This window comes from Vreelandella sp. ssv, assembly GCF_059448525.1.
The window spans coordinates 1801935-1826099 of the sequence record NZ_CM182545.1 but is presented as its reverse complement, the minus strand read 5'-3'; the positions used below and the strand labels follow the sequence as shown (position 1 = coordinate 1826099).

Genomic DNA, 24165 nt, shown 5'->3' with positions numbered 1-24165 from the left:
CTTTGCCCCTTTTATTTTTTGCATCTGTCGTACATTGTCATCGTTTCGCTTAGGCACACTCTATGGTTCAACGCTTTACACGATCATTGCGCTTTCGTTTTCTAGCTGCCTTGGGTGGCGTGTTATTTCTAGCGCTTATTTCCTTAGTTGCCTTGAGCAAGTGGGTCATATTCCCATCGCTTCATAGGGAAGAGCGCGCGTTAGTCACCCAGGAGCTTGAGCAAATTGAACGTAGCCTCAATATGAGCCAACAGGAGCTACTAGCGCAAGCGCGAGACTGGGCGATCTGGGACGATACCTATGAATTTATTCAGGGGAACTACCCTGACTATACGGATACCAATTTTAGCCAACAGATGTTTGAAGAAATGCGCTACCAGCTAATGGCCTTTTTCAACGCGGACGGCGATGTACATTTTCTAGCAGGTCTCAATCCAGCTACTGGCCAATACCAAACTTGCTATACCGCAGAACGTGAGTGCCGCTGGATGTCGGGGCTTATTCGCACGATGCAGACTTCCATAAACGAAGATTCAGCACAGGGAAAAAGCAGCCTGTATGCGGGTACAACGCCGCTAATGGTAGCATCCAACCCCATTATGAGAACGGATGAGAGCGGTCCGCCCCAAGGATGGCTATTCAAAGTGAGGCCAATGGACGATGAATGGTTATCGATCATAGAAGACTATACAGGGCTACCAATCACGCTTTCGATGGAGCAAGGAAGCAGCAATACTGATACAGCCATCACTATCTCAGGCAATACGATCCAGGCGCAGCGCTATTTAGCCACCTACCCGAATAACGAGCAGATAGTTTTGGGGACTCAGCTTAATCGCACCAGTTATTTGGCGAGCCTAGAAACGTTCCGCTACGTACTGTTATGGACAGTCTGCTTGATGCTATTGGTGATTGCCCTTGTTCTGCTGCTACTTGAGCGTATTATTCTGACTCCACTAAGAGCCCTCACCCAGTTTACGCAGCAAGCCAGCGTGGATCTAAAGGGATCAAGCAATCTATTAAGACGCGGAGATGAAATCGGCCTCCTAGCGCGCGCCTTCCAGGAGCAGTTCAAGCATCAACAGCAACTCAATGCTGAACTCATCGAGCTCTCTACCCACGACCCCTTGACCGGTCTACCCAATCGCCGATTATTCGATCAGCGCCTGCGAGAGGTCGTTAATATTGCCTTGACCACAGATCAGCCCGTGTCGGTCATGATGATTGACATTGATCATTTCAAACTGTTTAACGATCATTATGGACACCCCGAAGGCGATAAATGCTTGCAACGAGTTGCGCAGACGATGCATGACATTGCCACTGCCCATGGCTTTTTTATCGCGCGCACAGGTGGGGAGGAATTCAGTGCTATGTTGCCTGCGACTACCGTCACCCAAGCAATGGAAAAAAGCCAAGCGCTGAGTCATGCTATTGATCAGTTAAAGCATCCTCATCCCATGTCGCCAGTGGCCTCTTATGTCACCGTCAGCATTGGTATTAGCCAGTTGCATATTGAAGGTGTTATCACGCCCAGCGGATTAATGACGGCCGCTGACCAGGCGCTTTATGCAGCCAAAGCTGCAGGGCGACATTGCGCCAAGGTGTATGCCCGCTCGCTAGCCAACGCACCCTTTTATTCACGCAATACGCCGCCATGAGTGAGCTATTTATCATTTTGATCAGCACGGCTCTGGTCAACAACTTCGTATTGGTTCAGTTTCTGGGCCTATGCCCGTTTATGGGCGTCTCCAATAAGCTGGAGTCTGCCATGGGCATGTCCCTGGCCACCACCTTTGTACTGACGCTGGCATCGGCGGCCAGCTTCGTGGTCTATCATGGGCTGCTGGTGCCGCTGAATGTCACGTATCTGCGCACCATCAGCTTTATTGTGGTAATTGCCGCTGTCGTGCAGTTCACGGAAATCATGGTGCGCCAGTTGAGCCCGTTACTGCACCAGGTACTGGGTATTTTTCTACCCCTAATTACCACCAACTGCGCAGTATTGGGCGTAGCGTTACTGTCGCTAAACCGCGAACTAAGTTTTTTTCACACCACCCTCTATGGCTTAGGTGCTGCGTTAGGGTTCTCACTTATTCTGGTGTTGTTTGCGGCCATGCGCGAACGTTTAGCGGGAGCAGATATTCCCAAACCCTTTCAAGGCGCTGCGATTGCGATGGTAACAGCCAGTCTCATGTCGTTAGCGTTTTTAGGCTTTTCAGGGTTGGTGCAAGGGTGAAGGCAACGCGCAATGAATGATACTTTCAATGCTGTTGGCGTGCTTAGCGCCATTGCCGTATTAACGGGGCTGGGCATTGGCTTTGGAGCCCTGCTCGGAGGCGTGAGTGAACGTTTCAAACGTCAGGAAAATCCGCTGGTAGAGCAAATTGATGCCTTATTGCCACAAACTCAATGTGGCCAGTGCGGCTACCCTGGCTGCCGCCCCTACGCCAAGGCGATTAACCAGGGCGATGCTCTCAATAAGTGCCCCCCCGGAGGAGAGGCGACGATTCACGCCCTCGCTGATCTACTCGGTCGCGAACCCCAGCCCCTCGACGGCGAAGCCCAAAGTGAACCTAAAGTAGCGTTTATTCGCGAAGCAGAGTGCATCGGCTGCACAAAATGCATCCAAGCTTGTCCGGTCGATGCCATTATCGGTGCCGCTAAGCTAATGCACACCGTGATTGAAGACGAGTGCACTGGCTGCGATCTGTGCCTGGACCCCTGCCCCGTGGACTGCATTGATATGCTGCCACGCTCAGCACCGCTCACCCAATGGCAGCCGATAATAGCGCACTCGTCAAACATGATTGCCAGTGACCGCCAACCCGCATCAGAGGGGTCTTGATGTCGAACACCTTTGACTTCCCTGGTGGGATTCACCCGCCTGAACGCAAACAGCGCTCGAATCAAGTCGCGCTGGTTAAGGCACCATTGCCCGAACGAGTGGTTCTCCCTCTGCAACAACATAGTGGCCAGCCCGCCACCCCCTGTGTTGCGCCGGGCGATGCCGTCAAAGTAGGTAGCGTCATTGCCAAACGCGAAGGCATGATCTCCAGCGAACTGCACGCCAGTATTAGCGGCACGGTGAGCGAAGTCAGCGCGACCCAAATCATCATTGATAGCGATGGGCAAGATGAGTGGCTCCAGCTACCCAGTCTCGACTGGCAACGCGCTGACCCAAATGCGCTGTTTGAACGCTTAAACGAGAGTGGGATTGTTGGATTAGGCGGTGCGGGTTTCCCCACGCATATTAAAGCGAGAGTGGTTGCACGGCATGTGATCCACACCGTAGTGATTAACGCTGCGGAGTGCGAGCCCTATATCACCGCCGACGACCTCACCCTGCGCCATTACGCGAGCGAAGTACTCGAAGGCGCGCAGATAATCGCCAAGCTGTGCAACGCGCAGCACATCGTTATCGGCATTGAAGATAACAAACCCGAGGCCATTGAAGCGCTGCGGCAGGCGATACAGCATAGCCAGCCGATCACCGTTCATATCAAGGTGATTTCCACCCGCTACCCCAGCGGCGGCGAGCGCCAGTTAATTAAAAGGCTGTTAAACCTTGACGTACCCAGCGGCGGGCTGCCCGCTGATGTGGGCGTGCTGTGCCATAACCCAGGCACTCTGCTGTCGATACTACACGCGGTGCGCGATGGGCAGCCGCTGGTTTCCAGGGTCGTCACACTGACTGGAGAGGCCATCACCCAGCCAGGCAATCGCTGGGTGCGTCTGGGCACATCGGTTAGAGAGCTGCTGGAGCAGGCAGGGCTGAATACCCCCGAGTTACATCAAGTGATTCAGGGTGGCCCCATGATGGGCACTCCAATGCTAACGCTCGATACGCCGGTCACTAAGCTTACCAACTGTTTAATCGCGGCCACGCTTGAAGAGTTGCCGCCGCCCCCAGCAGAATCGCCCTGCATTCGCTGTGGTGAGTGCGAAAGCGTTTGCCCGGTGTCGCTGCTACCACAACAGCTGCACTGGTACGCCCGCGCCAAAGACGATGCCAAGATGGAGCACTACCATCTTTTCGACTGCATAGAGTGCGGCGCCTGTAGCTACGTCTGCCCAAGCCATATTCCGCTCGTCGTGGATTACCGCGAAGCTAAAAGCCGGATACGCCTGCAGCGGATTGAGACCGCAAAAGCGGAGTACGCCAAACACCGCTTTGAATTTCGCCAAGCGCGGCTCGCACGGGAAGAGGCTGAAAAACAGGCACGCAAAGAAGCGCGCAAATCACAACAGCGTCGCACGCCGACCAGCGCAGCTGCGGACAGTGCAAAAGTCGATTTAAGGGGCTTAAGAATTGCCCATGCCGCTGCCAAGGCATCGGTTAAAAAAGCTGAAAAAACCCTGGCTCGCGTCGCCCAGGAAGACCCCAAACACCCGTTAGATGACTTGGAAATGCAGCTTGCCACTGCCCAGGAGAACCTGAAAGCAGCCGAATTTCAACTTGCCCAGGCGAAGGAACTGCAAGTAGCCTCCACATCCTCCCCAGAAGAGAAGTCATCATGAGCATGATGCACACATCAGGGGTTAACGACGCCCCCGTGACGACTTTCATGCCACCTACAGCAAGCTTAATGCGCTGGGTGATCGTGGCGACGCTGCCGGGCATCGCCACCATGAGTTACTTCTTTGGTCTGGGCGTACTCAGTAATGTATTAATAGCGGCGGCGTTGGGTGTTGCGCTTGAAGCCGCAGTGCTGCGGCTCCGCAAGCGACCCATTCGCGTCACATTGAATGACGCCAGCGCCCTGCTGACGGCTATTTTACTCGGAGTTTCGCTGCCTCCCGCTAGCCCCTGGTGGTTGATCGGCATAGGGATGATTGCTGCCATAGTGGTGGGCAAGCAGCTATACGGTGGTTTAGGCCATAATCCTTTTAATCCTGCCATGGTAGGTTATGCGCTGCTATTGGTGTCGTTTCCTACCTACATGACGCTTTGGGCGCCCCCCCAAGAACTACTACCGGAGGGCTTGTGGGCGCAAATCACTGGAACGCTGCCTACGGCTCAGTTAGATGGTCTAAGTGGTGCCACACCACTCGATGCCTTTAAGCACAAGGGCGAAGCCATACTTGCCAGAGAGTTCTGGGCAACTAACCCACTGCCCGGTGGGACACTTAATGCTTGGCGCTGGATAGCCCTTGCTTGGCTAGCGGGTGGCACCCTTTTACTCGTAAAGCGAATTATTAGCTGGCACATCCCGGTAGCGATGCTTGGCAGCGTATTACTACTGGCCACGCTGTTTTATCTCAGCGACCCCAGTCACTTTGCCTCACCGCTTTTTCACCTGCTCACCGGGGCAACACTATTTGGGGCGTTCTTTATCGCCACCGACCCGGTTTCCGCCGCCACCAGCCGTCGCGGCAAACTACTCTATGGAGCCGGTATCGGCGCCCTGGTTATCATTATTCGCACCTTTGGCGGCTATCCGGACGCAGTGGCGTTTGCGGTATTGCTGATGAATCTGTGTGTACCGCTGCTAGACCTATACAGCGTGCCACGCCCTACAGGTCAGCAAAAAGCCTCACGGGATAAACCAGGAGAACAGCTATGACGCTGTTCCAGGCCATGCAGCGCGGCGCGCTTGCCCTGGGGACCTTTGCGCTGGTAACGGCGGGCAGCGTTGCGCTTACCCGCACGTTAACTGCCGAGCGTATAGAGAAACATCAGTTGGCTTACCAACACCGCCAGCTGCAGGAAGTACTGCCCCAAGCGCTAGCGAATATGTCCGTCACTAAGGTGCTGGAGAGTACCTTTACCCTTCCCAACCCACAGGCGCTGGGGCTTGCGAGCGAAAGCCAAGGCTGGTGGGTAAACGATCTGGGTAGCAGCGCGGTGATCTTTCCGGTGGTGACCCGGCAGGGGTATAACGGCGAAATCCGTCTACTGATCGGCATTGACGATCACCAGAGCATCAGCGGTGTGCGCGTTACCCAGCACCAGGAAACGCCCGGGCTAGGCGATGACATTGAGCGCAGCCGCAGTGACTGGATCACCGAGTTTAATGGTTTAAGGTTAGATAGTTTGCCGCCAGAAGGCTGGGCGGTGAAAAAAGACGGTGGTCACTTTGATGCTTTTACTGGAGCGACAATTACGCCCCGTGCCGTGGTCAATGCTGTCCATAAAGCGCTTCAATACGCCGACGATACACCGCTACCGATGTCATTTGAGGAGTCCACCCTATGAGCCAGTGGCGCGAACTCGCCCGAAGTGGTCTTTGGTCGAATAACCCTGCGCTGGTGCAGTTGCTCGGGCTCTGCCCGCTGCTAGCTGTAAGCGGCAGCGTGGTCAATGCGCTGGGGCTGGCGCTGGCCACGTTGCTGGTCATGGTCGGTGCCAGCACGGCGATTTCGCTGATTCGTCATCAGGTGCCCAGCGCAGTGCGTCTGCCCGCTTTCGTGATGGTGATTGCCGCCTTTGTGACCTGCGCTGAGCTGTTGATGGCCGCCTACGCCTACCCGCTCTACCAAGTGCTGGGGATTTTTATTCCACTGATCGTCACTAACTGCGCCATTTTAGGCCGCGCTGATGCCTTTGCCTCGCGTCAGCCGGTCATTCCAGCAGCTATAGATGGCTTTATGATGGGGTTAGGGTTTGGCGCCGTACTCGTGCTGCTGGGCGCCCTACGCGAGCTACTCGGTCAAGGCACGCTATTTAGCGATATGGCGCTGCTGTTTGGGCCTCAAGCCGCTAACTGGCAGCTGACGATAGCTCACGATTACCAGTTCCTATTTTTTGTGCTGCCGCCTGGCGCTTTTTTTGTGGCAGGCATGTTAATCGCGCTGAAAAATGTCATTGATCAGCGCAGCGCGGCGCGTACCAAACCAGTCGCTGCAGCGCCACGACCTGAGCGGCGTGTGCGCGTCACCGGCACCATTAAATAGCTAGCAAGTTGCCCAAGATAGATGTGTAAACAGCTGTTCGTATTCATCATTCGTATTGATTAAGAGACCCGCCATGAATGCCCTAAAGCGTCATGAAATTTTTGCTCGCCTTCAGGCAGAGAACCCGCACCCCACTACCGAGCTTAACTGGAGTTCACCGTTTGAGTTACTTGCCGCCGTGCTGCTCTCCGCTCAAGCCACCGATGTGGGCGTCAATAAGGCCACGGCACGGCTCTACCCGGTAGCGAATACTCCCCAAGCGATCATTGATTTGGGTATTGACGAACTTAAAACGCACATCAAAACCATCGGTTTATACAACACTAAAGCCGAAAACCTGATGAAAACCTGCCATATGCTGGTCAATCTTCACGGCGGCGAAGTGCCCAACACTCGCCAAGCGTTAGAAGCCCTGCCTGGAGTAGGCCGCAAAACTGCCAATGTGATCCTCAATACGGCGTTTGGCCAGCCCACCATGGCGGTGGACACGCATATTTTCCGGGTATCTAATCGCACCGGCATCGCCAAAGGCAAAGATGTTGTTGAGGTGGAGCAAAAACTGCTGCGCCATGTGCCCAAAGCATTTCTGCAAGATGCTCATCACTGGCTGATTCTGCACGGTCGCTACACCTGTATTGCCCGCAAACCGCGTTGCGGTAGCTGCATTATTGAGGATCTTTGCGACTATAAAGACAAAACCGAACTTTCTTAACGGCTAATAAAGCCCAGGCCATCAAGTCGAACTCATCAGCAACTGGCGATAAGCCTCGCGCCAAGCAGGCCACTCCCAACCGGTGGTGGCAAGGCGCTCCGGTCGAGCCGCAGGATCGGTGAGCCAAGCACTAAGCCGGTCATAAAGCCCTTTCCGAGAGCCGTCATAGCGATAGGCTGCCGGGTAAAGCGCAGGGAAACAGAGCCGATCAGGCACTAGTGGCAGCGCCCCGCGCTGGGCCGCTTCCATAATCGCCAGGCCCTGAAACTCATGCCAGGTTGTCGAGACCACAATGCCCGCGCTATCCAACAGTTCACGGTACATCTCCTCCGGCTGCGGCCCCCAAGCCACAATATGCTTGGCTAAGCGCTGTTCGGCCTCGTCAAAAATGGCCGGTGCTTGGCGAAAGCGCTGTCCCAGCACTGCCAGCTCAAACGCTACCCCCGCATCGCTTAACGCGAACAGCACGGCAAAGAAGTCATTAGGATTTTTGTCATACTCCCAGCGGTGATTCCAAACAATGCGGTGCGGAACCGTTTGGTGGTCGTACTTACTACGGATAGATATTGGCACTGGTACTACACTGGCCCGCTCGCGTAGTGCTTCCAGTGGCTTAGCTGCCGGGAGGTTTTCCGGCATCTTCTTCAGGAACGCTCGTGCACCATAGATAAAGGAGTCTCGATTATAAGCACTGTTAAACACCACGCTATTGGCCGCTAGCGCCGAGTAGAGATTAACCATTTTGGCCTCCACTTGGGGTATCTGATCACTAGACTCAGGATAGGCAAACTGATTTTCGTGAAAATAGACGATCTTTTTGGCTCGGCCAAGGTGCGGAAACAGCCCTATTAACGTCGCCAGATCAACCATTGAAGTGGCTAGCACCACCTCATACGACTGGCTAAGGGTATCGTGCTCTTTCAACATCCAGCTCAGTGGGTTGCCGCGAATGCGCCAGGCAAAATGACGTGGCGGCAGGCTCAATAGGGTCCACGTTACTTCATCAAGCTGTGCCATTAAACTTTGCGCCCAATAGCGATGACTCACCGCTTCGTAGGCGGATAACAGTAGTACGCGCATTGATAGCCTTAGCAAGCAGATCAGTGGTAAGACATAGCACATTAAGCCATGGCATAGAGCTGAGCAGTGTACCAAATCAAGCGCATTTGCTCGCTGCCAGCGGTCTGTCTGCCGGTGCATTCGGCCAAGGTCGTCTTGGCTGACTGTCTCGATCTATCTAGACTGCAGGTATGCATCGCTAAAACAAATAAAAGCCGGAGAACACCATGGTCAAAGTGCTCGTCGTCGATGACGAACCCAACATTGTTCTATCGCTTGAGTTCTTGATGGAGCAAGCAGGGTTTGAGGTAGTGACTGCCGAAGATGGTGAACAGGCGTTAGCACGTGTTAACGATAGTCAGCCCGATTTACTCTTGCTCGATATCAGCCTGCCTGGGATTAGTGGTTTTGACGTTTTAGAGCGCCTACGTAACGAAGAAGGCACCGCCCAACTGCCGATTATTATGCTCACCGCTCACGGCCGAGATGTTGAGCGTGAAAAAGGGATGGCGCTGGGTGCTGATGACTACATTACCAAGCCTTTTTCCACGCAATCTCTAGTGGAAAAAGTCAAAGCGCTACTCATTAAGGAGCAGCCATGACCCGAGGTGGGCTGCCCAAACGCCAGCGCCTGATTGGCTTATGGCTCTCGTTAAGTGGCGTCAGCCTATTGGGTGGGGCTATTTTTGCTGCCTGGCTGGATACCCAGCTCGCGCCCACGGGCGTAACTCGAATGGCACTATGGCTAGGTAGCTTTTCTGGCGGCGCGACCCTATTTTTGGTTGGCTTAGTGCTTGAACGCAGGTTGTTTACACCGCTACGCCATTTGCAGGTACAGTTGGCGCGCTTGGTTGCCAATCCCGACGCCCGTGACGAACACCCACCCGAGGGTTGGCTAAAAGGGCTGGGACCAGATTTACGCCGTGTGCGTGAAAGCTGGCGCGAGGATCGCAGCCGCCTCGCTACCGCCCACGCCGATGGCGCCCGCAGTGCGGCACGCATTCGCCAGGAGCTGGAAACACTGCTGCAAGTACTCGAAACACCGCTGCTGCTATGTGACCACCACCGTCGTGTGATGCTCTTTAACCAAGCGGCAGAAGACTTTTTTGTCGGTAATACCGGATTAGGCTTAGGTAAACGTCTTGAAGCACTGCTTCCGGTTGCTAGCTTACAGCAAGCACTCAGCCAACTGCCTAACGACGGCTCCCCACGAGAGTTACTCGCCCCCTGCGATAACCGGTGGCTAAAAGTTATTCTGCGCCGCGTGCCGGGTAGCGATGGCGAAACATTGCTAACGTTTGGTGATGCGACGGCGTCGTGGTCGAGTGAAATGGGCGTAAGAGCCGAATTGGCCGATATGCTGACACCGCTGCGACAGCATACCGCCAGTCTAACCAGCGCCGCCGATGCGCTGATCCAATTACGCCATCAAAACGACGCCAGCACGTCATTGTTGCGCCAACGGTTTGAGCGGGTCATTCATGAGGAAGGCGTCACGTTAGGCGACAATGTGGCTAAAATCGGCCAACTGCTCGACGACATGCAGCATCAGGGCGAGCGCTTAACACCGATGTGGTCTAACGATTTCTGGCAAGCTCTTGATGAACGCCTGGATCCAGAGCATCGTTTAATTATTCCAGTGGGAATGCCCGCTTGGTTTAAAGGCGATGCCCCGGCACTGATTGCGTTGTTTGACTCATTAGTGAAGCACCTTAATACCCATCTTCCCGAGAGTGGCTTTGAAGGTGAGATATGCCTAGGCAATAAGCGTGTCTATTTAGATCTTATTTGGCGCGGCAAGGCGATTCCCGAGCATGAGCTGGCTGAATGGCGCCAGCAGCCGCTCAACTCGCTGCCCCTAACGCCCAGCGTTGCCGACGTACTGCGCCAACACGCCAGCGACATCTGGAGCCTGGCCGACGATGATGGGGTGCATGCCCGCTTACGCCTTCCGCTCCCCGCCGTTGAACGCGTTGGTGCCCCGCGGGAAACCGCACCACCACGCCCTGAGTTTCATGATTTTGGGATTGCCGACCTCCCACCACCGGATGAAGCGCTTGCTAGCCGTTCCCTGCGCAGCTTGGAGATCGTGGCGTTTGATACCGAAACCACCGGACTTGAGCTGCGCAGAGACGACACAGTGATCAGCCTAGGCGCCTGTCGCGTGGTCAACGCGCGGCTGTTGGCAAGCGAAGCCTTCGATCAAAAAGTCGATCCTCAGCGACCTATTCCTGCCGCCAGTACTGCCATTCACGGCCTTACCGATGCCGATGTCATTGGCGCACCACCGCTGGATATCGTGCTTACCCGATTTCGTGATTTTGTAGGAGAAGCCGTATTGCTGGCCCATAACGCCGCATTTGATCTGCTCGCCATCAGTCATAAAGGCGTCGCTTTTGATATTCCCGTTATCGACACCCTGCTGATTTCTCGAGCGTTGGACGAAGCCTTGGACGGGCATGACTTGGATAGCCTTGCTCAGCGCTATGATCTGACATTTCCCCCCGGTACCCGCCACACAGCATTAGGCGATGCTCGAGTGACTGCAGAGCTCTGGCTAGCCTTGCTGCCACGCTTAGAGGCACGCGGCGTCGATACCCTGGAGCAGCTGTTAACGCTGCAAGCCAATGCTTTTGACCGACAGGATGCAAGTGCCTTATGAAAAACTCAGGCGTTAAATCCCGAAAAAGCGAACGCTTAATGGCCCTGGTAGCGGTCGCCTTACTGCTGTTTTGCCCACCGCTGATTATCGTGGTAGACCGCCTTCCCTCCTTTAACGTGGGCTGGTTACCGCTCTATCTGTTTTGCGCTTGGGGAGTCGTCATCGGCTTAACGGCTTGGCTAATGGAACACCGTGCGGAACGCTGATTATGCGTACTGACGCAGTCATCCTGGGCACTGCCTTTGGCTATTTAGCGCTGCTGTTTGTGGTCGCTGCCTGGGGTGACCGGCGGGCCGAGCAAGGGCGATCGCTGATCGGCTCGCCCACGGTATATGCCCTCTCCATTGCCGTTTATTGCACCGCTTGGACCTTCTACGGCAGTGTAGGACGCGCTGCGGAGTATGGACCCAGCTTTTTACTCATTTATCTTGGCCCCACCCTCGCCATGCTGCTGGCTCCATTCGTGATACGTAAGATGGTGCGCATTGCAGCCCGCCAGCGAATTACCTCAATTGCCGATTTTATCAGTGCCCGCTACGGTAAAAGTACCAGCTTAGGAGCACTGGTGGCTTTAATGGCCCTGATCAGTATCACGCCTTATATTGCCCTGCAATTAAAGGCTATTACCGTTAGCCATGCGGTGCTCATTAATTACCCAAAAGCAGCCGACACGACGCTGGTAGATGAACATTTTTGGATGGATAAGTCTCTCTGGGTCGCTTTGGTGCTGGCAGTGTTTATTATTCTATTTGGCACCCGCCATTTGGATGCCAGCGAGCGCCATGAAGGCATGGTGGCCGCCATCGCGTTGGAATCCCTGGTGAAGCTAGTCGCCTTTATGGCCGTTGGTGTGTTCGTGGTCTTTGTGATGTTTGAAGGCCCCGGGGCGCTGTTTGCACAGGTAGCGGCCACGCCAGCGCTGATCGATAGCATGCGGCTGGACAGCGTGCCGGGTGGCGTCACTGGCTGGGTGGGCATGCTGGCGCTCGCCTTCCTGGCCTTTTTAACGCTTCCCCGCCAGTTTCAGGTATTGGTAGTTGAGAATGTCGATGAGCAGCATTTAGCGAGGGCGAGCTGGTTGTTTCCCCTCTATATGCTGTTGATCAACCTGTTCGTGATTCCTATCGCCCTGGCCGGCCTGCTCCTAGGTGCCAGCGCAGGTGACCCCGATAGCTTTGTTCTGACACTACCGCTTTCGGCAGGTTTGGAAGGGCTGCCGCTACTGGTCTTTATTGGAGGACTTTCAGCGGCAACCGGCATGGTGATTGTCGAGACAATCGCCCTCTCCACAATGGTCAGTAACCAGTTGGTGATGCCACTACTGCTGCGCTCACGACGGCTGCACCTAAGTACCAAGGGCGAGCTTGCCGGTTGGCTACTGGGGGTTCGCAGGGTCGCTATCGTGCTTATTCTGCTGCTGGGTTATCTCTACCATGCACTCATTGGCGACTCATACAGCCTGGTCACCATCGGGCTGGTCTCTTTTGCAGGGGCGGCACAATTTGCTCCCGCGCTATTGATTGGCCTTTACTGGCGCGGAGCGACTCGCCAGGGCGCCACGGCAGGCTTGGTCGCTGGCTTCTTATTGTGGTGCTATACGCTACTGTTGCCGGGCTTTGCACAGTCGGGCTGGCTGGACGCCACGCTACTTACCGATGGGCCATGGGGAATCGGCTGGTTGAAACCCTATGCGCTGTTTGGCCTCGGAAATTGGGATATCTACACCCACTCGTTGCTTTGGAGCATGCTAGCCAACGTCGGGTTGTTGGTCGGTGTTTCGCTGTTTACCCGCCCAACGCCCCTTGAGCAAACCCAGGCGGCGCTATTCACCGAAGCAATGCACCCTAATTTGCAAACAACATCGCTATCGACGTCATTATGGCGCGGTCAAACCACTCAGGGGGCACTTAAAGAGCTTTTGGTTCGGTATTTGGGCGCTCACACCACCCGACGGGTATTCAGTCATAGCAGTATTAAAAACACATTTGTAGCAGACGAGCCTGCTGCCGCTGAGTTGATTACGCGTGCAGAGCAAGCATTGGCGGGGGCACTGGGCAGTTCCTCAGCGCGAGTCTTGATCAACTCAGTGGTCCGCGGCGAGGCGCTGGATATTGAGTCGATCCTTAGTATTCTGGATACCACCTCACAAACCCTTGAGTACAACCGCCGCTTAGAGCAGAAATCGCAAGAGCTAGCCCAAATCGGCGAAGAGTTACGCAGCGCTAATGAACGCCTTCGTGAGCTGGATCGTTTGAAAGATGAGTTTGTCGCTATGGTCAGTCATGAGCTCCGCACGCCGCTTACCTCCATCCGCGCCTTTGCTGAAATTTTGCGCGATAGCGGCCAGCTCCCCGATGAAAAGCGCCAGCATTTTCTGGGTGTCATCGTTCTCGAAAGCCAACGGCTCTCGCGCTTAATCGAAGAAATTCTCGATCTTGCCCGCCTGGAAAGTGGCCGTTTAACGCTTAACCCTGTGCCACTGGATCTTGCCGCTCTTATCCGGCACAGCATTGACGCCATCGCGCATTTGCACCATGAGCGTGGTATCCAGCTAGAGGTTCATTTAGAAGCAGACCCAGCGATAGTGATTGGCGACCATGATCGTTTAGAACAAGTGATTATTAACCTGCTTGATAACGCTAGTAAGTTTGCCAATCGTCAGCAGCCTAAAGTGCGCCTCTCGCTCTATCGCCATCGCCGCCATTTCCGTTTAAGCGTGGAGGATAACGGGGCCGGTATCGGCGCGGAGGAGCGTGAACGGGTGTTTGAAAAATTTCATCAGATACAGCAAGACGATGACATTCCAAGAGGACGCCCCAAAGGGAGTGGCTTGGGTTTACCCATTAGCCGCGGGATTATCGCCCATCTGGGGGGGCGACTCTGGGTTGAGGATGCCAAAACGCTTGGCGGCGCATGTTTAACACTGGAGCTGCCCGCGGCGCCGGATGACACCCAGGCTTGATGCTATTCGGCTAAGAACTTTCCGCCAAGAACTTTTCACCAAGAACTTTCTGCTAACCACTTTTGGCGCGCTGAACAAACGCTTTAATCTGCTGCAAATCAAACTTTAACAGCATGCGCTCGTCTTCACGCAGGCGGCGAAGATCCACCCAGCCGTCAGCGGCTTGGCCAGCGCTTTTGTTGATACGCTGTTGATCCAACAGGCGCTGCTGAAGTCGCTCAAACACAGCCAGCAGCATCTCGGATTTCGCCACAGGCAGCACATTGGCCACATGACTGAGCATTATCAAGCGCTCCCGAGTCGCTATTTCACGCAGGCCGTGGCGAACGCAGAGCAAGCGCGCGGCGCTGATCAGCGGCATTAAGCCTTGGTGTTTAAGATTAATGGCGTGGTCGTGCGGGGCATCCAGGTGTGGGCTTGAGGCGACTCGCCCAAAACGGTCCAGCGCGACCGGCAACTGATCAAGTAGCGCTGCCATTTCATCCATGAACAGAGACGCTTTTGGAAGTATTGAAGCGATGCTCACGCCCAGTTGTTCAGCAAGCGCTGAATTGCCGGCGATGGGGGAAAAGTCGAGCAAGATATTGGTCTGCTGAACACGCTTCACACGTCGATCCGCGCTCCAGATTTCCAGCTGTGCATGCCATTCACCTATCCGCTTGCGCCACATTGGCCAGCGGGCCATCACATGACCTCGGCAAAGGGGAATACCGGCATCATCCAGGCGTTGTGTAAACCGCTCGCCCAGAGCTTGAAAGTAGCCGTCAATCTCAACATGCCGATGGTCAGGGTAATCATCGATAATCATCGCATTATCTTGATCAGGGCCGAGCAGGCTCTCATAGCGGGCCGCCGAACCTAACATCAACACACAGTAATCGACCGGTGGCGTGCCCCACCCTTGCGCCTTCAGCTCATCAAGGGATTGCGTAATCGCGTGACGATATAGCCAGGCATTATGATCACTAATGATTTGGCTGATACGCCAAGCGGGTAAATCGTAATGTACCAGCGTTTCAACCAAGAAGGGTTGCCACGCATAGGCGTCGGCAATGGAAGTCTGAGGTAAAGAGAGTTTTGAGAAAATAGGCTGGAGCGGCGCATCGAGCGCCATGGTGTTTAAACGTCCATGCTCATCGAATAAGGAGCGCCAGGGCGAGGCTTGGTGTACTACTCGCATACGCCACTCCTTTACGAACGCTTATGTCGGCTTTATTAGGCGCTATCGCCAGCACGACGTGGATCAGGCTCGAACATTGCCTCCCCGACTTCATCGATATAGCGCTGCGCTTTAGTGACCATCATGGCATCACAGGCTTCGCGTCCTGGCAGCATATCAGAACGCTCAAAACGGTGTTCAAGGGTTTCACCGTTGGCATCAGCCTTACGAATCCAACCGCTGACGCGATATTGGCCGCTTTGATCATCCGGCTGAGACACAATTTCATAGCCTTTGTATTCCACGGCATCAGCCGCTTTGGTGGTAGCGCCTGGAGCAGACTGACGATCACTACCAAAGAGTCCGGATAATAATTTTTTTAACATAGTGGCTCCTTAATATGCCGGGCGGCAGTTATTAGCTGCCGCCCTAGCAACATATGCGCTTTAAAAATTAGCTTTGCTTACGGCCTTTGCCAGCAGCAATACGCAGGCGAAGCGCATTCAGCTTAATAAAGCCTTCAGCGTCTTTTTGGTTGTAAGCGCCCGCGTCATCTTCAAACGTAGCGATCGACTCATCAAATAAGGACTCATCGGATTTACGACCCACGACGGTCGCATTACCTTTATAGAGCTTCATGCGCACGACACCCGATACATTCTTTTGGGTCTCGTCAATGGCCGCTTGCAACATGCGACGCTCGGGGCTCCACCAATAACCGTTGTAGATCACTTCCGCGTACTTCGGCATCAGTTGATCTTTCAGGTGGGCTTCTTCGCGGTCTAGGGTCAGTGATTCAATGGCACGGTGAGCACGCAACATAATGGTACCCCCTGGCGTTTCATAGCAGCCACGAGATTTCATGCCCACGTAGCGGTTTTCAACAATATCCAAACGGCCAATACCGTTGTCGCCACCTAGCTTGTTGAGCTTTTCAAGCACTTCGTGGGCTTTCAACGGCTCGCCGTCGATGGCCACGACATCACCCTTTTCATACGTCAGTTCAACGTAGGTAGGGGTATCAGGTGCAGCTTCAGGAGACACGCTCCAACGCCACATGTCGTCTTCTGCTTCGGCCCAAGGATCTTCCAAAATACCGCCCTCATAAGAGATATGCAGTAAGTTGGCATCCATGGAGTACGGCGATTTTTTCTTCTTATTGGCAAAATCGACCGGAATTTTATGCTCTTCGCAATAGGCCATCAGCTTTTCGCGAGAAGTTAAGTCCCACTCACGCCAAGGGGCGATCACTTTTACACCTGGCTTGAGGGCATAGCCGCCAAGTTCGAAACGAACCTGGTCATTACCTTTACCCGTGGCGCCGTGAGAAATAGCGTCGGCGCCGGTTTCATTGGCAATTTCGATCAAGCGCTTGGCGATCAATGGCCGGGCGATAGAGGTACCGAGCAGGTACTCTCCTTCATAAATAGTGTTAGCGCGGAACATTGGGTAGACGTAGTCACGGACGAATTCTTCGCGCAGGTCTTCAATGTAAATTTCTTTTACGCCAAGGGCTTGCGCCTTGGTACGGGCGGGTTCAACTTCTTCGCCCTGGCCGATGTCGGCAGTAAAAGTCACTACCTCGCAGTTGTAGGTTTCTTGCAACCACTTAACGATTACGGATGTGTCCAGGCCGCCTGAATATGCCAGCACAACCTTTTTGACATCGGACATTCTTTGCTCCTTTAAAAAGTTAAACCTTTGCGTTTGGTTTTGAGACAGACACTGAGTATAGCGTTCTCAATGCCCAGCGAATACCGTCAACGACGCCTGGGGGCTAAAGCTGATAGAATCACACCATTAAATGCGGTGGCTTGCCGCTGATATTGACTAATGACTCGCTTTACTACTACTCGCTTGAAGACTATTACTCGCTTGAACATAAGGAGAGCTGCATGAGCGAGGCAATTGCCCGCGAATTAATGGCCCAACGTTTTCGCAGTTACCTGCCGGTGGTCGTTGATTTAGAAACTGGGGGATTCGATGCCCAAGGCGACGCCGTACTAGAAATTGCCGCCGTTACGTTGACCATGGATCCGGAAGGAAACCTACTTCCTGATGCCACCTATGCTTATCACATTAAACCCTTTGAAGGGGCAAACGTGGAGCAGTCTGCGCTCGATTTTACCGGCATTAATCTGGACGACCCGCTACGCCAGCAGGTTGCGCTGAGCGAATCAGAGGCACTCGGTGAAATTTTTCGTCCTATACGAAAATCGATCAAAGCCCACGACTGCACTCGCGCTATTTTAGTCGGACATAATGCGGCGTTCGATCAGGGCTTCTTAAACGCGGCGGTCAATCGCTGTGGCATTAAGCGCAATCCTTTTCACCCGTTCTCAAGTTTTGATACCGCCACGCTGGGGGGCTTGATTTATGGTCAAACAGTGCTGGCACGGGCCTGTCGTGCAGCGGGAATCGAGTTTGACAACAAGGCTGCCCACTCCGCCCGTTACGACACCGAGCGAACTGCAGAGCTATTTTGCGCCATGGTGAATCGCTATAAAGATTTGGGTGGTTGGCAGCTTGCCCAGCGTGAACAGGAAATGGATGGCGTAGATGAGCCCTAATATCAGCAGCCCACCGCTGACGCATTGCTAATTCAACCTCTGATGCAGAGGTTCAGGCTTTACGCTAAACTTTGCCGCATTACAGCACTGTGACTTGCCACCGACATAGCTGTGTAGCTTGCACTTGTCGGTGATAAACCATTTCGATTCAACCTATCTGTTTTCAGGAGATGAGACGTTTCCATGGCCCAGTATAATGCCTTTTACGCCCAATCCGGTGGCGTCACCGCCGTGATCAATGCCAGCGCCTGCGGCGTTATCGAAGCCTGCCGTCAGGCACCCGATCAAATTGGCAAGGTTTACGCCGGTCATAACGGCATTATCGGGGCTTTAACGGAAGACCTTATCGACGTTACACAAGAGAGCGATGAAGCGATTGCAGCGCTGCGCCATACACCGGGCGGCGCATTCGGCTCTTGCCGCTACAAGCTAAAAGACATTGATACACACCGCGCTCAGTACGAGCGCTTGATAGAAGTCTTTAAAGCGCACGATATTCGCTACTTTTTCTATAATGGTGGCGGCGATAGCGCCGACACCTGCTTGAAGGTCTCTCAGCTTTCCGAGAAGCTGGGCTATCCGCTCACCGCCATCCACGTGCCTAAGACTGTCGATAATGACCTACCGATTACCGACAACAGCCCAGGGTTTGGCAGTGTAGCCAAGTACATTGCCACTTCAACCCTGGAAGCCTCGCTGGATATCGCTTCCATGTGCGCCACCTCCACCAAAGTGTTTGTGCTTGAGGTGATGGGTCGGCACGCGGGCTGGATTGCCGCCGCCGGTGGTTTAGCGGGTGAGGCCGAAGGCGAGCCACCGCACATGATTATCTTCCCGGAAATTGCGTTTAATCGTAAAGCGGCGATGGCGCGTGTTGAAGAGTGTGTCAAGAATTATGGCTACTGCGTAATTGTGGTCTCTGAAGGTGCTCGCTACGAAGACGGTACCTTCTTGGCCGATGCGGGCAATACCGATGCGTTTGGTCATCGCCAATTAGGCGGCGTCGCACCGACACTTGCGGGTATGATCAAGCAGGATTTGGGCTACAAGTATCACTGGGCAGTGGCCGACTATTTACAGCGCGCGGCGCGCCACCTAGCCTCAAAAACCGATGTTGAACAAGCCTATGCGGTGGGTCACGAAGCGGTAACATTGGCGCTAGCGGGTAAAAACGCCATGATGCCCGCTATTCGTCGTATTTCTCAGTCACCTTACCAGTGGGATGTTATCTCCGCACCGCTGTCTCAGGTGGCCAATAAAGAGAAATTTATGCCGCGTGACTTTATCACCGATAACGGCTTTGGCATTACCCAAGTGTGCCGGGACTACCTCTCCCCGCTCATTCAAGGCGAAGATTTTCCGCCGTTCGAAAACGGTCTGCCAAAAGTGGCCAAGCTGAAGCTGGCTAAAGCTGAACGCAAGTTGCCTACTTTTACGCTGTAGACTGCTGATGCAGCCAAATTAACACTTGGGCCATCAATAGGGGCGATGAAGTTATTCATCGCCCCTATTCATTTGCTTTGCTCTTTCTATGCTTTGCACTGCTTATGTTTAACGTAGTAGCCAGGAAAGCACGAGCAACAACAGCAATATACCGGCTACCCCCTGCCAGAAACGCCGCGGTTCCTGACGGCTCTCTTCACGACTAGGTCCCCGCCCGAGCGGAATTCTCAATGCATGCAAAAATTCTGACATACGCCTAAAGCGCAGCGCTCGTTGAGGATCCAGAGCGCGGCGAAGGGCATCGTCTAATTCCTGGGATATTTCAGGATTAGTTGTACGGGCGCTGCGGTAAGTTAACTCTTCAAGGTCGGTATGGCTGCGCAGGCGATTGGGCGTCAACGTATAGGGCAAAGCGCCAGTCAATAGCCAGTAGGTTGTCGAGGCTAGCGAGTACTGATCGCTACGTCGGCCAATGCTGTCACCCAACGCATACTCAGGGGCGGTATGCTCGTTAAAGCCAATCTGCCGGAGCAACTCACCCGAGTGGCGATGCCCTTCCCCGTCCCGCATATGACAGGCACTAAAATCTGTAAGCACGAGCTTGCCGTGTGGGTCGATCAGAACATTGTCGGGGTTGATCTGCTGATGAATAATTTCCCGATGATGCAGCGCCTGCACCGCCTTACCAAGCTGGTTAGCAATATCGAGGCGCTGAGTCAGGCTGGCTTGTGGATGGCGCTCTGCCCATTGACGCAGCGTTTCGCCCTCCACATGTTGCATTAGATAATAGAGGTAGCGACGCGGGCGCGACGGCTCCATCACTTTCACAACAAAGGGCGAATTAACGCGCTCAACGACCCATTGCTGAAGCAGAAAGTGCTCAAGATATGCGTTACGCAATGAGAGCTCAGGACTGGGCGCTTTCATTACCATTTCCCGCTCACTATGCACATCACGAACACGATAAACCCGCGACTGTGCTGTTCGCGAAAGCACGGCGAGAATCTCCAGACCGTCTAACCGTTCGCCTGGTGAAAGCTCGGGAGGTATTGGTAGATCACCATATAGCTGGCCCGGATGCTCCGTTATCTCTTCGGGTAATTCGTCGATACGTACCAGTTGGAAGCAGAACTGATCACCACCATAGCCTCGATCCTGGGCACGCTGCTTCGCCTCATCGGCAAGCCGCTCACAGGCAGCATCCAAATCACTGGCATCTTGGCGGATCAAGCGCACATAGTCGGAAGGCAGCAGCGTACCGCGCACACCCTGAGTGGTGAACAGGAATAGATCACCCTGCTTTAACGCTATATGGGTGTAATCAATGTCCACGCTGCCGTCCATACCCAATGCACGGGAAGGATAGCGGTACCCTCCCAAGTCGGTTACGTGGTCACGACTCAACTGCTCAAACTCAGCGCCCCGCAAACGAAACACCAGCGTATCGCCCATGTGAAACAGGTGTGCTTCACGACCACGAAACACCATGGCCGACATAGAGGAAACAAAGCTGCCCTCTTTAACATGCTGACTTTGGCTATAGCACCAGCTATTAAGCGCGCGCAACACTCGCGTCGCCGATGTTTTGACATCCCAATGGTCAGGGGTTGAGAAATAGTCCGCCAGGAAACCCCGCACACTTATATCACCGGCCTGTTTAGCCATTGTATTGCGAGAAATGGAGTCGCTGATCACCGCGCAGCCGCCCTTGGCTCGGAGTAGCGGCGCTTCTGGAAAACGAACTGACATAGAGCTGCGATGCAAGCGCCGGTCGGGCGCGACAAATGCTTGACCATAACTGATGAGCAACTGGGCGTGCGACAAGTCATCCTCCTAGGCTGCCGACTCGATCAAGGGACTTCACTGTCAACCAACATCGCTTATGATACACCCAGCGGAGCAGAAGCGATGCCCAACAAACGTCTCTATCGGATTAGCACGTATTTATATTTGCCACGTTTCAAGCACCTACTTTATGCGCCAATATGCAATCTACACCGGCCCACCTATGTCGCATTGGTAATCGTGCAGTCATCTTCGTATAATTCTCTGCCATAAACGACTCTGACACGTTTGCCTAACCACGGCACGACTCTAGCCACAGCTCTACCAAGGAATCAACGATGAACTTCGATAACATCCCTGCTGGAAAGGATCTACCCAACGACGTTTATGTGGTGATCGAAATTCCTGCCAACCACGATCCGATCAAATACGAAATTGATAAGGACATGGGCGCGCTTCTCGTTGACCGTTTTATGGCCACCCCCATGTTCTATCCTGCTAACTATGGTTTCATTCCGCATACCCTCGCCGACGACGGTGATGCGTTGGACGCCCTCGTAGTGACCCCCCATCCGGTTCAGCCTGGCAGCATTATTCGCGCTCGCCCGGTAGGTATTTTGAACATGACCGACGAAGCCGGTGAAGACGCTAAGTTGATTTGCGTGCCTCACGCCAAGCTAAGCTCGCTCTATGACGATATTCATGAAGTTACCGACCTGCCTGAGCTCCTTCGTCAACAGATCGCTCACTTCTTCGAGAACTACAAAGACCTTGAAAAAGGTAAATGGGTAAAAGTTGAGTCATGGGAAGGTGCTGACGCTGCGCGCAAAGCAATTGAAAAATCTGTTATTGCTTACCAGAAAGCATAATCGTTTTTTAAGTTGCTTCTGTGAATTTAAAAAGGTCGCCTTCAGGCGACCTTTTTATGTTGCTGGGATTAACGCACTATTAACGGGCGCGTCACGTCACCGCAGCGTATGCCCCAGGGTTTTAAGGATGCGGTATGCTGTTCGCCTTACTTTGCGCTGCCATTGATTAAGGACGCACCGTGTTATCTCTTAAACGCCTGAGCCTGTATCCCTTACTTGTTTTTTTTCTCGGTTGGTTACCGCTGAGCGCGCACGCCCAATGGTTTTCATCGTCTAGTAACCAAGATGAATTTTTACCTGTCATGGAGGCCTTTCAACCCACCGCTTGGCACGATGGCGACACCCTTTACATCGGTATCGATATTGCAGATGAGTACTATCTCTATCGTCACCAATTTGCTGTGTCCAGTCAGACCGAGGGTACAACGCTGGGCAAACCCAACATCCCCGAAGGCACCTTCGCTAACGATGAGTTCATGGGCGATGTTTATATTTTTCGCGACCAGTTGGTCTTTGACGTTCCACTGAGCGGCTCCTACGCAGGCCCGCTGAACGTTGAGCTGACCTTTCAAGGCTGCGCGGACGCAGGTCTATGCTACCCACCGGAAAGCATCAGCATTCAGGCCAGTGAGACTGAGCCGCCCAGCCAATTTGCCAACTGGCAAGAAGATAATAACGCCACCACTGAAACCGCCAGCGCTACCTCAAAGAGTGACTTCGCTGGGCCTCAAAGCGAAGATAGCCGCTTTAGCGCTTTGATTAGCGATGCGAGCTTACCGTTAGCCTTAGGGCTGTTTTTTATTGCTGGCTTGGGGCTTACCTTTACCCCCTGCGTACTCCCGATGATTCCGATTTTGTCATCCATTGTCGTGGGCCAGAACCCGACTCGCCCACGCGCCTTTGTTCTATCGTTAAGCTATGTGCTGGGCATGGCACTGACCTATGCGCTGGTCGGGGTACTAATGGGGTTGTTTGGCGCTGGCCTCAATCTTCAGGCACGCTTACAGTCGGCGCCTGTACTCATCACTTTTGCCGTACTCTTCACGCTCTTTGCGCTGGCGATGTTCGGCGCATTCACGCTGAATCTCTCGCCCCGCTTGGCCAACCGTATTGATGCCTGGCAGGCTCGCGCTCAACGTAGTGGCCCAGCAGGTTTAGCGTTAGCAGGTGCGCTATCAGTACTGGTGGTGTCACCCTGTGTCACCGCGCCATTAGCCGGGGCACTAGTGTTCATCTCCTCAACCGGTGATGCCGTCATGGGGGGCGCGGTACTCTTTGCACTGGGAATGGGTATGGGCGTACCGCTTCTTTTAGTCGGCACCTTTGGTGCCACGCTGCTACCCCGTTCAGGTGCCTGGATGAATGGTGTAAAGATTGCCTTTGGCCTATTACTGCTGGGCGTGGCAATTTGGATGATCGAGCGTTTAATCGCTGCACCCATTGCACTACTTCTATGGGCGGCACTCGCGATCGGCACAGCTCTGGCGCTTGGGGCTCTGAACTTCAATCAACCGCAAGGGTGGCCACGGGTACGGCAAACACTGGGGGTTTTGCTGCTGGCCTGGGGTGTCCTGCTGGTAATTGGTGCCGCGCAAGGTGGCAGTAACCCACTACGTCCTCTTGCGGCCACCCCAATTGGGTCTGGCAATTCTCAGGTGCAACAGCTTGAGTTTATTGAGGTCGATAGCCTTAACGCGCTTGAGGCGGCCATCGCTCAAGCTGACAGTACTAATCAGCCGGCGTTTGTTCACTTTACTGCTGACTGGTGCATTTCATGCAAGCTGCTGGAGCGCGATGTCTATCCTGACCCACGCGTTTCAGCGGCATTGGAGGGTTACACGCTAATTGCCGCAGATGTGACTCAGACCGATCAACAAAGCCGTGAGCTGCTGGATCAGTTCAGTCTTTTCGGCCCTCCAAGCCTACTGTTTTTCAGTCAGGGCGAAGAAATTCGTGATGCCCGGATTCAAGGCGAAGTCTCCGCCGACCAACTGCATGAACACCTTGAATCCGTTAGCCAATGGCTTGCCAATAATTAAGTAACAAC

Annotated in this window: 21 protein-coding genes; 16 read left to right on the top strand and 5 right to left on the bottom strand. The window is 54.0% G+C overall.

The features are described from left to right. Positions 1-62 precede the first annotated feature (62 nt). The 8 genes from AC5TBW_RS08345 to nth all read left to right on the top strand — a co-directional run bounded on the left by AC5TBW_RS08345 (position 63) and on the right by nth (position 7609). A complete protein-coding gene (locus AC5TBW_RS08345) occupies positions 63-1661 on the top strand; it encodes a sensor domain-containing diguanylate cyclase (protein ID WP_495511608.1) in 1599 nt (532 codons plus the stop codon). After that, positions 1658-2239 (top strand): electron transport complex subunit RsxA, encoded by a 582-nt coding sequence (gene rsxA, locus AC5TBW_RS08340; RefSeq protein ID WP_495511607.1) that lies wholly within the window; start codon positions 1658-1660, stop codon positions 2237-2239. The genes AC5TBW_RS08345 and rsxA overlap by 4 nt, the downstream gene beginning before the upstream one ends. Positions 2240-2251: 12 nt before the next feature. Beyond that, a complete protein-coding gene (gene rsxB / locus AC5TBW_RS08335) occupies positions 2252-2848 on the top strand; it encodes an electron transport complex subunit RsxB (RefSeq protein WP_495511606.1) in 597 nt (198 codons plus the stop codon). Continuing rightward, entirely contained in the window at positions 2848-4521 is a 1674-nt protein-coding gene (gene rsxC / locus AC5TBW_RS08330; RefSeq protein ID WP_495511605.1) for an electron transport complex subunit RsxC, read from the top strand. Before rsxB ends, rsxC begins: the two co-directional genes overlap by 1 nt. After that, on the top strand, positions 4518-5567 hold the full coding sequence (locus tag AC5TBW_RS08325; protein ID WP_495511604.1) for an RnfABCDGE type electron transport complex subunit D: 1050 nt from the start codon (positions 4518-4520) through the stop codon (positions 5565-5567). Before rsxC ends, AC5TBW_RS08325 begins: the two co-directional genes overlap by 4 nt. Continuing rightward, entirely contained in the window at positions 5564-6199 is a 636-nt protein-coding gene (gene rsxG, locus AC5TBW_RS08320; RefSeq protein ID WP_495511603.1) for an electron transport complex subunit RsxG, read from the top strand. Before AC5TBW_RS08325 ends, rsxG begins: the two co-directional genes overlap by 4 nt. Continuing rightward, entirely contained in the window at positions 6196-6897 is a 702-nt protein-coding gene (locus tag AC5TBW_RS08315) for an electron transport complex subunit E (RefSeq protein ID WP_495511602.1), read from the top strand. Before rsxG ends, AC5TBW_RS08315 begins: the two co-directional genes overlap by 4 nt. 73 nt (positions 6898-6970) lie before the next feature. Further along, positions 6971-7609: an endonuclease III gene (gene nth, locus AC5TBW_RS08310; RefSeq protein WP_495511601.1), complete on the top strand. Its 639-nt coding sequence runs from the start codon at positions 6971-6973 to the stop codon at positions 7607-7609. Positions 7610-7630: 21 nt separating this feature from the next. Here the strand turns inward: nth and AC5TBW_RS08305 are convergent, their stop codons facing one another. Continuing rightward, a complete protein-coding gene (locus AC5TBW_RS08305; RefSeq protein ID WP_495511600.1) occupies positions 7631-8689 on the bottom strand; it encodes a tRNA-queuosine alpha-mannosyltransferase domain-containing protein in 1059 nt (352 codons plus the stop codon). 206 nt (positions 8690-8895) lie between these two features. On the opposite strand from AC5TBW_RS08305, the gene AC5TBW_RS08300 reads away from it, so the two are divergent. From AC5TBW_RS08300 to AC5TBW_RS08285, 4 genes are read left to right on the top strand one after another with little or no spacing between them, the layout of a single operon-like run. Then, the gene (locus AC5TBW_RS08300; RefSeq protein WP_495511599.1) at positions 8896-9270 is read left to right on the top strand and encodes a response regulator transcription factor; all 375 of its coding nucleotides are present in this window, start codon (positions 8896-8898) and stop codon (positions 9268-9270) included. Then, positions 9267-11330: a 3'-5' exonuclease gene (locus tag AC5TBW_RS08295; protein ID WP_495511598.1), complete on the top strand. Its 2064-nt coding sequence runs from the start codon at positions 9267-9269 to the stop codon at positions 11328-11330. Before AC5TBW_RS08300 ends, AC5TBW_RS08295 begins: the two co-directional genes overlap by 4 nt. Then, a complete protein-coding gene (locus tag AC5TBW_RS08290; RefSeq protein WP_495511597.1) occupies positions 11327-11536 on the top strand; it encodes a hypothetical protein in 210 nt (69 codons plus the stop codon). Before AC5TBW_RS08295 ends, AC5TBW_RS08290 begins: the two co-directional genes overlap by 4 nt. A gap of 2 nt (positions 11537-11538) precedes the next feature. Then, the gene (locus tag AC5TBW_RS08285; RefSeq protein ID WP_495511596.1) at positions 11539-14292 is read left to right on the top strand and encodes an ATP-binding protein; all 2754 of its coding nucleotides are present in this window, start codon (positions 11539-11541) and stop codon (positions 14290-14292) included. A 52-nt stretch (positions 14293-14344) separates the two neighbouring features. Here AC5TBW_RS08285 and AC5TBW_RS08280 read toward each other — a convergent pair whose 3' ends face one another. The 3 genes from AC5TBW_RS08280 to AC5TBW_RS08270 form a co-directional block, all read right to left on the bottom strand. Further along, positions 14345-15472, bottom strand: coding sequence for a DUF294 nucleotidyltransferase-like domain-containing protein (locus tag AC5TBW_RS08280; RefSeq protein WP_495511595.1), 1128 nt, complete (start codon positions 15470-15472; stop codon positions 14345-14347). Between the two features lie 35 nt (positions 15473-15507). Next, positions 15508-15837, bottom strand: a complete 330-nt coding sequence (locus AC5TBW_RS08275) for an HlyU family transcriptional regulator (RefSeq protein WP_495511594.1) — start codon at positions 15835-15837, stop codon at positions 15508-15510. A gap of 67 nt (positions 15838-15904) precedes the next feature. After that, positions 15905-17125, bottom strand: coding sequence for an argininosuccinate synthase (locus AC5TBW_RS08270; protein ID WP_495511593.1), 1221 nt, complete (start codon positions 17123-17125; stop codon positions 15905-15907). A 221-nt stretch (positions 17126-17346) separates the two neighbouring features. Here AC5TBW_RS08270 and rnt point away from each other — a divergent pair, with 221 nt between their 5' ends. After that, positions 17347-18021, top strand: coding sequence for a ribonuclease T (gene rnt / locus AC5TBW_RS08265; RefSeq protein WP_495511592.1), 675 nt, complete (start codon positions 17347-17349; stop codon positions 18019-18021). Between the two features lie 183 nt (positions 18022-18204). Then, positions 18205-19464 carry a 6-phosphofructokinase gene (locus AC5TBW_RS08260; protein WP_495511591.1) on the top strand — a complete coding sequence of 420 codons (1260 nt, stop codon included), beginning with the start codon at positions 18205-18207 and terminating at the stop codon, positions 19462-19464. Between the two features lie 108 nt (positions 19465-19572). On the opposite strand, the gene AC5TBW_RS08255 is transcribed toward AC5TBW_RS08260, so the two are convergent. Further along, the gene (locus AC5TBW_RS08255; RefSeq protein WP_495511590.1) at positions 19573-21288 is read right to left on the bottom strand and encodes a bifunctional protein-serine/threonine kinase/phosphatase; all 1716 of its coding nucleotides are present in this window, start codon (positions 21286-21288) and stop codon (positions 19573-19575) included. A 299-nt stretch (positions 21289-21587) separates the two neighbouring features. On the opposite strand from AC5TBW_RS08255, the gene ppa reads away from it, so the two are divergent. Beyond that, the gene (ppa, locus tag AC5TBW_RS08250) at positions 21588-22118 is read left to right on the top strand and encodes an inorganic diphosphatase (protein WP_180091776.1); all 531 of its coding nucleotides are present in this window, start codon (positions 21588-21590) and stop codon (positions 22116-22118) included. A 179-nt stretch (positions 22119-22297) separates the two neighbouring features. After that, the gene (gene dsbD / locus AC5TBW_RS08245; RefSeq protein WP_495511589.1) at positions 22298-24157 is read left to right on the top strand and encodes a protein-disulfide reductase DsbD; all 1860 of its coding nucleotides are present in this window, start codon (positions 22298-22300) and stop codon (positions 24155-24157) included. The last annotated feature ends 8 nt before the right edge of the window (positions 24158-24165 follow it).

Excerpts from the sequence above, each read along its gene's own strand:
- AC5TBW_RS08260 (WP_495511591.1), top strand. The coding sequence starts at position 18,205 with ATGGCCCAGTATAATGCCTTTTACGCCCAATCCGGTGGCGTCACCGCC.
- AC5TBW_RS08305 (WP_495511600.1), bottom strand. The coding sequence starts at position 8,689 with ATGCGCGTACTACTGTTATCCGCCTACGAAGCGGTGAGTCATCGCTAT.
- AC5TBW_RS08270 (WP_495511593.1), bottom strand. The coding sequence starts at position 17,125 with ATGTCCGATGTCAAAAAGGTTGTGCTGGCATATTCAGGCGGCCTGGAC.
- ppa (WP_180091776.1), top strand. The coding sequence starts at position 21,588 with ATGAACTTCGATAACATCCCTGCTGGAAAGGATCTACCCAACGACGTT.
- rsxG (WP_495511603.1), top strand. The coding sequence starts at position 5,564 with ATGACGCTGTTCCAGGCCATGCAGCGCGGCGCGCTTGCCCTGGGGACC.
- nth (WP_495511601.1), top strand. The coding sequence starts at position 6,971 with ATGAATGCCCTAAAGCGTCATGAAATTTTTGCTCGCCTTCAGGCAGAG.
- AC5TBW_RS08345 (WP_495511608.1), top strand. The coding sequence starts at position 63 with ATGGTTCAACGCTTTACACGATCATTGCGCTTTCGTTTTCTAGCTGCC.
- AC5TBW_RS08280 (WP_495511595.1), bottom strand. The coding sequence starts at position 15,472 with ATGCGAGTAGTACACCAAGCCTCGCCCTGGCGCTCCTTATTCGATGAG.
- AC5TBW_RS08315 (WP_495511602.1), top strand. The coding sequence starts at position 6,196 with ATGAGCCAGTGGCGCGAACTCGCCCGAAGTGGTCTTTGGTCGAATAAC.
- AC5TBW_RS08285 (WP_495511596.1), top strand. The coding sequence starts at position 11,539 with ATGCGTACTGACGCAGTCATCCTGGGCACTGCCTTTGGCTATTTAGCG.
- rsxB (WP_495511606.1), top strand. The coding sequence starts at position 2,252 with ATGAATGATACTTTCAATGCTGTTGGCGTGCTTAGCGCCATTGCCGTA.
- AC5TBW_RS08295 (WP_495511598.1), top strand. The coding sequence starts at position 9,267 with ATGACCCGAGGTGGGCTGCCCAAACGCCAGCGCCTGATTGGCTTATGG.
- AC5TBW_RS08275 (WP_495511594.1), bottom strand. The coding sequence starts at position 15,837 with ATGTTAAAAAAATTATTATCCGGACTCTTTGGTAGTGATCGTCAGTCT.
- AC5TBW_RS08290 (WP_495511597.1), top strand. The coding sequence starts at position 11,327 with ATGAAAAACTCAGGCGTTAAATCCCGAAAAAGCGAACGCTTAATGGCC.
- rnt (WP_495511592.1), top strand. The coding sequence starts at position 17,347 with ATGAGCGAGGCAATTGCCCGCGAATTAATGGCCCAACGTTTTCGCAGT.
- rsxC (WP_495511605.1), top strand. The coding sequence starts at position 2,848 with ATGTCGAACACCTTTGACTTCCCTGGTGGGATTCACCCGCCTGAACGC.
- AC5TBW_RS08325 (WP_495511604.1), top strand. The coding sequence starts at position 4,518 with ATGAGCATGATGCACACATCAGGGGTTAACGACGCCCCCGTGACGACT.
- AC5TBW_RS08300 (WP_495511599.1), top strand. The coding sequence starts at position 8,896 with ATGGTCAAAGTGCTCGTCGTCGATGACGAACCCAACATTGTTCTATCG.
- rsxA (WP_495511607.1), top strand. The coding sequence starts at position 1,658 with ATGAGTGAGCTATTTATCATTTTGATCAGCACGGCTCTGGTCAACAAC.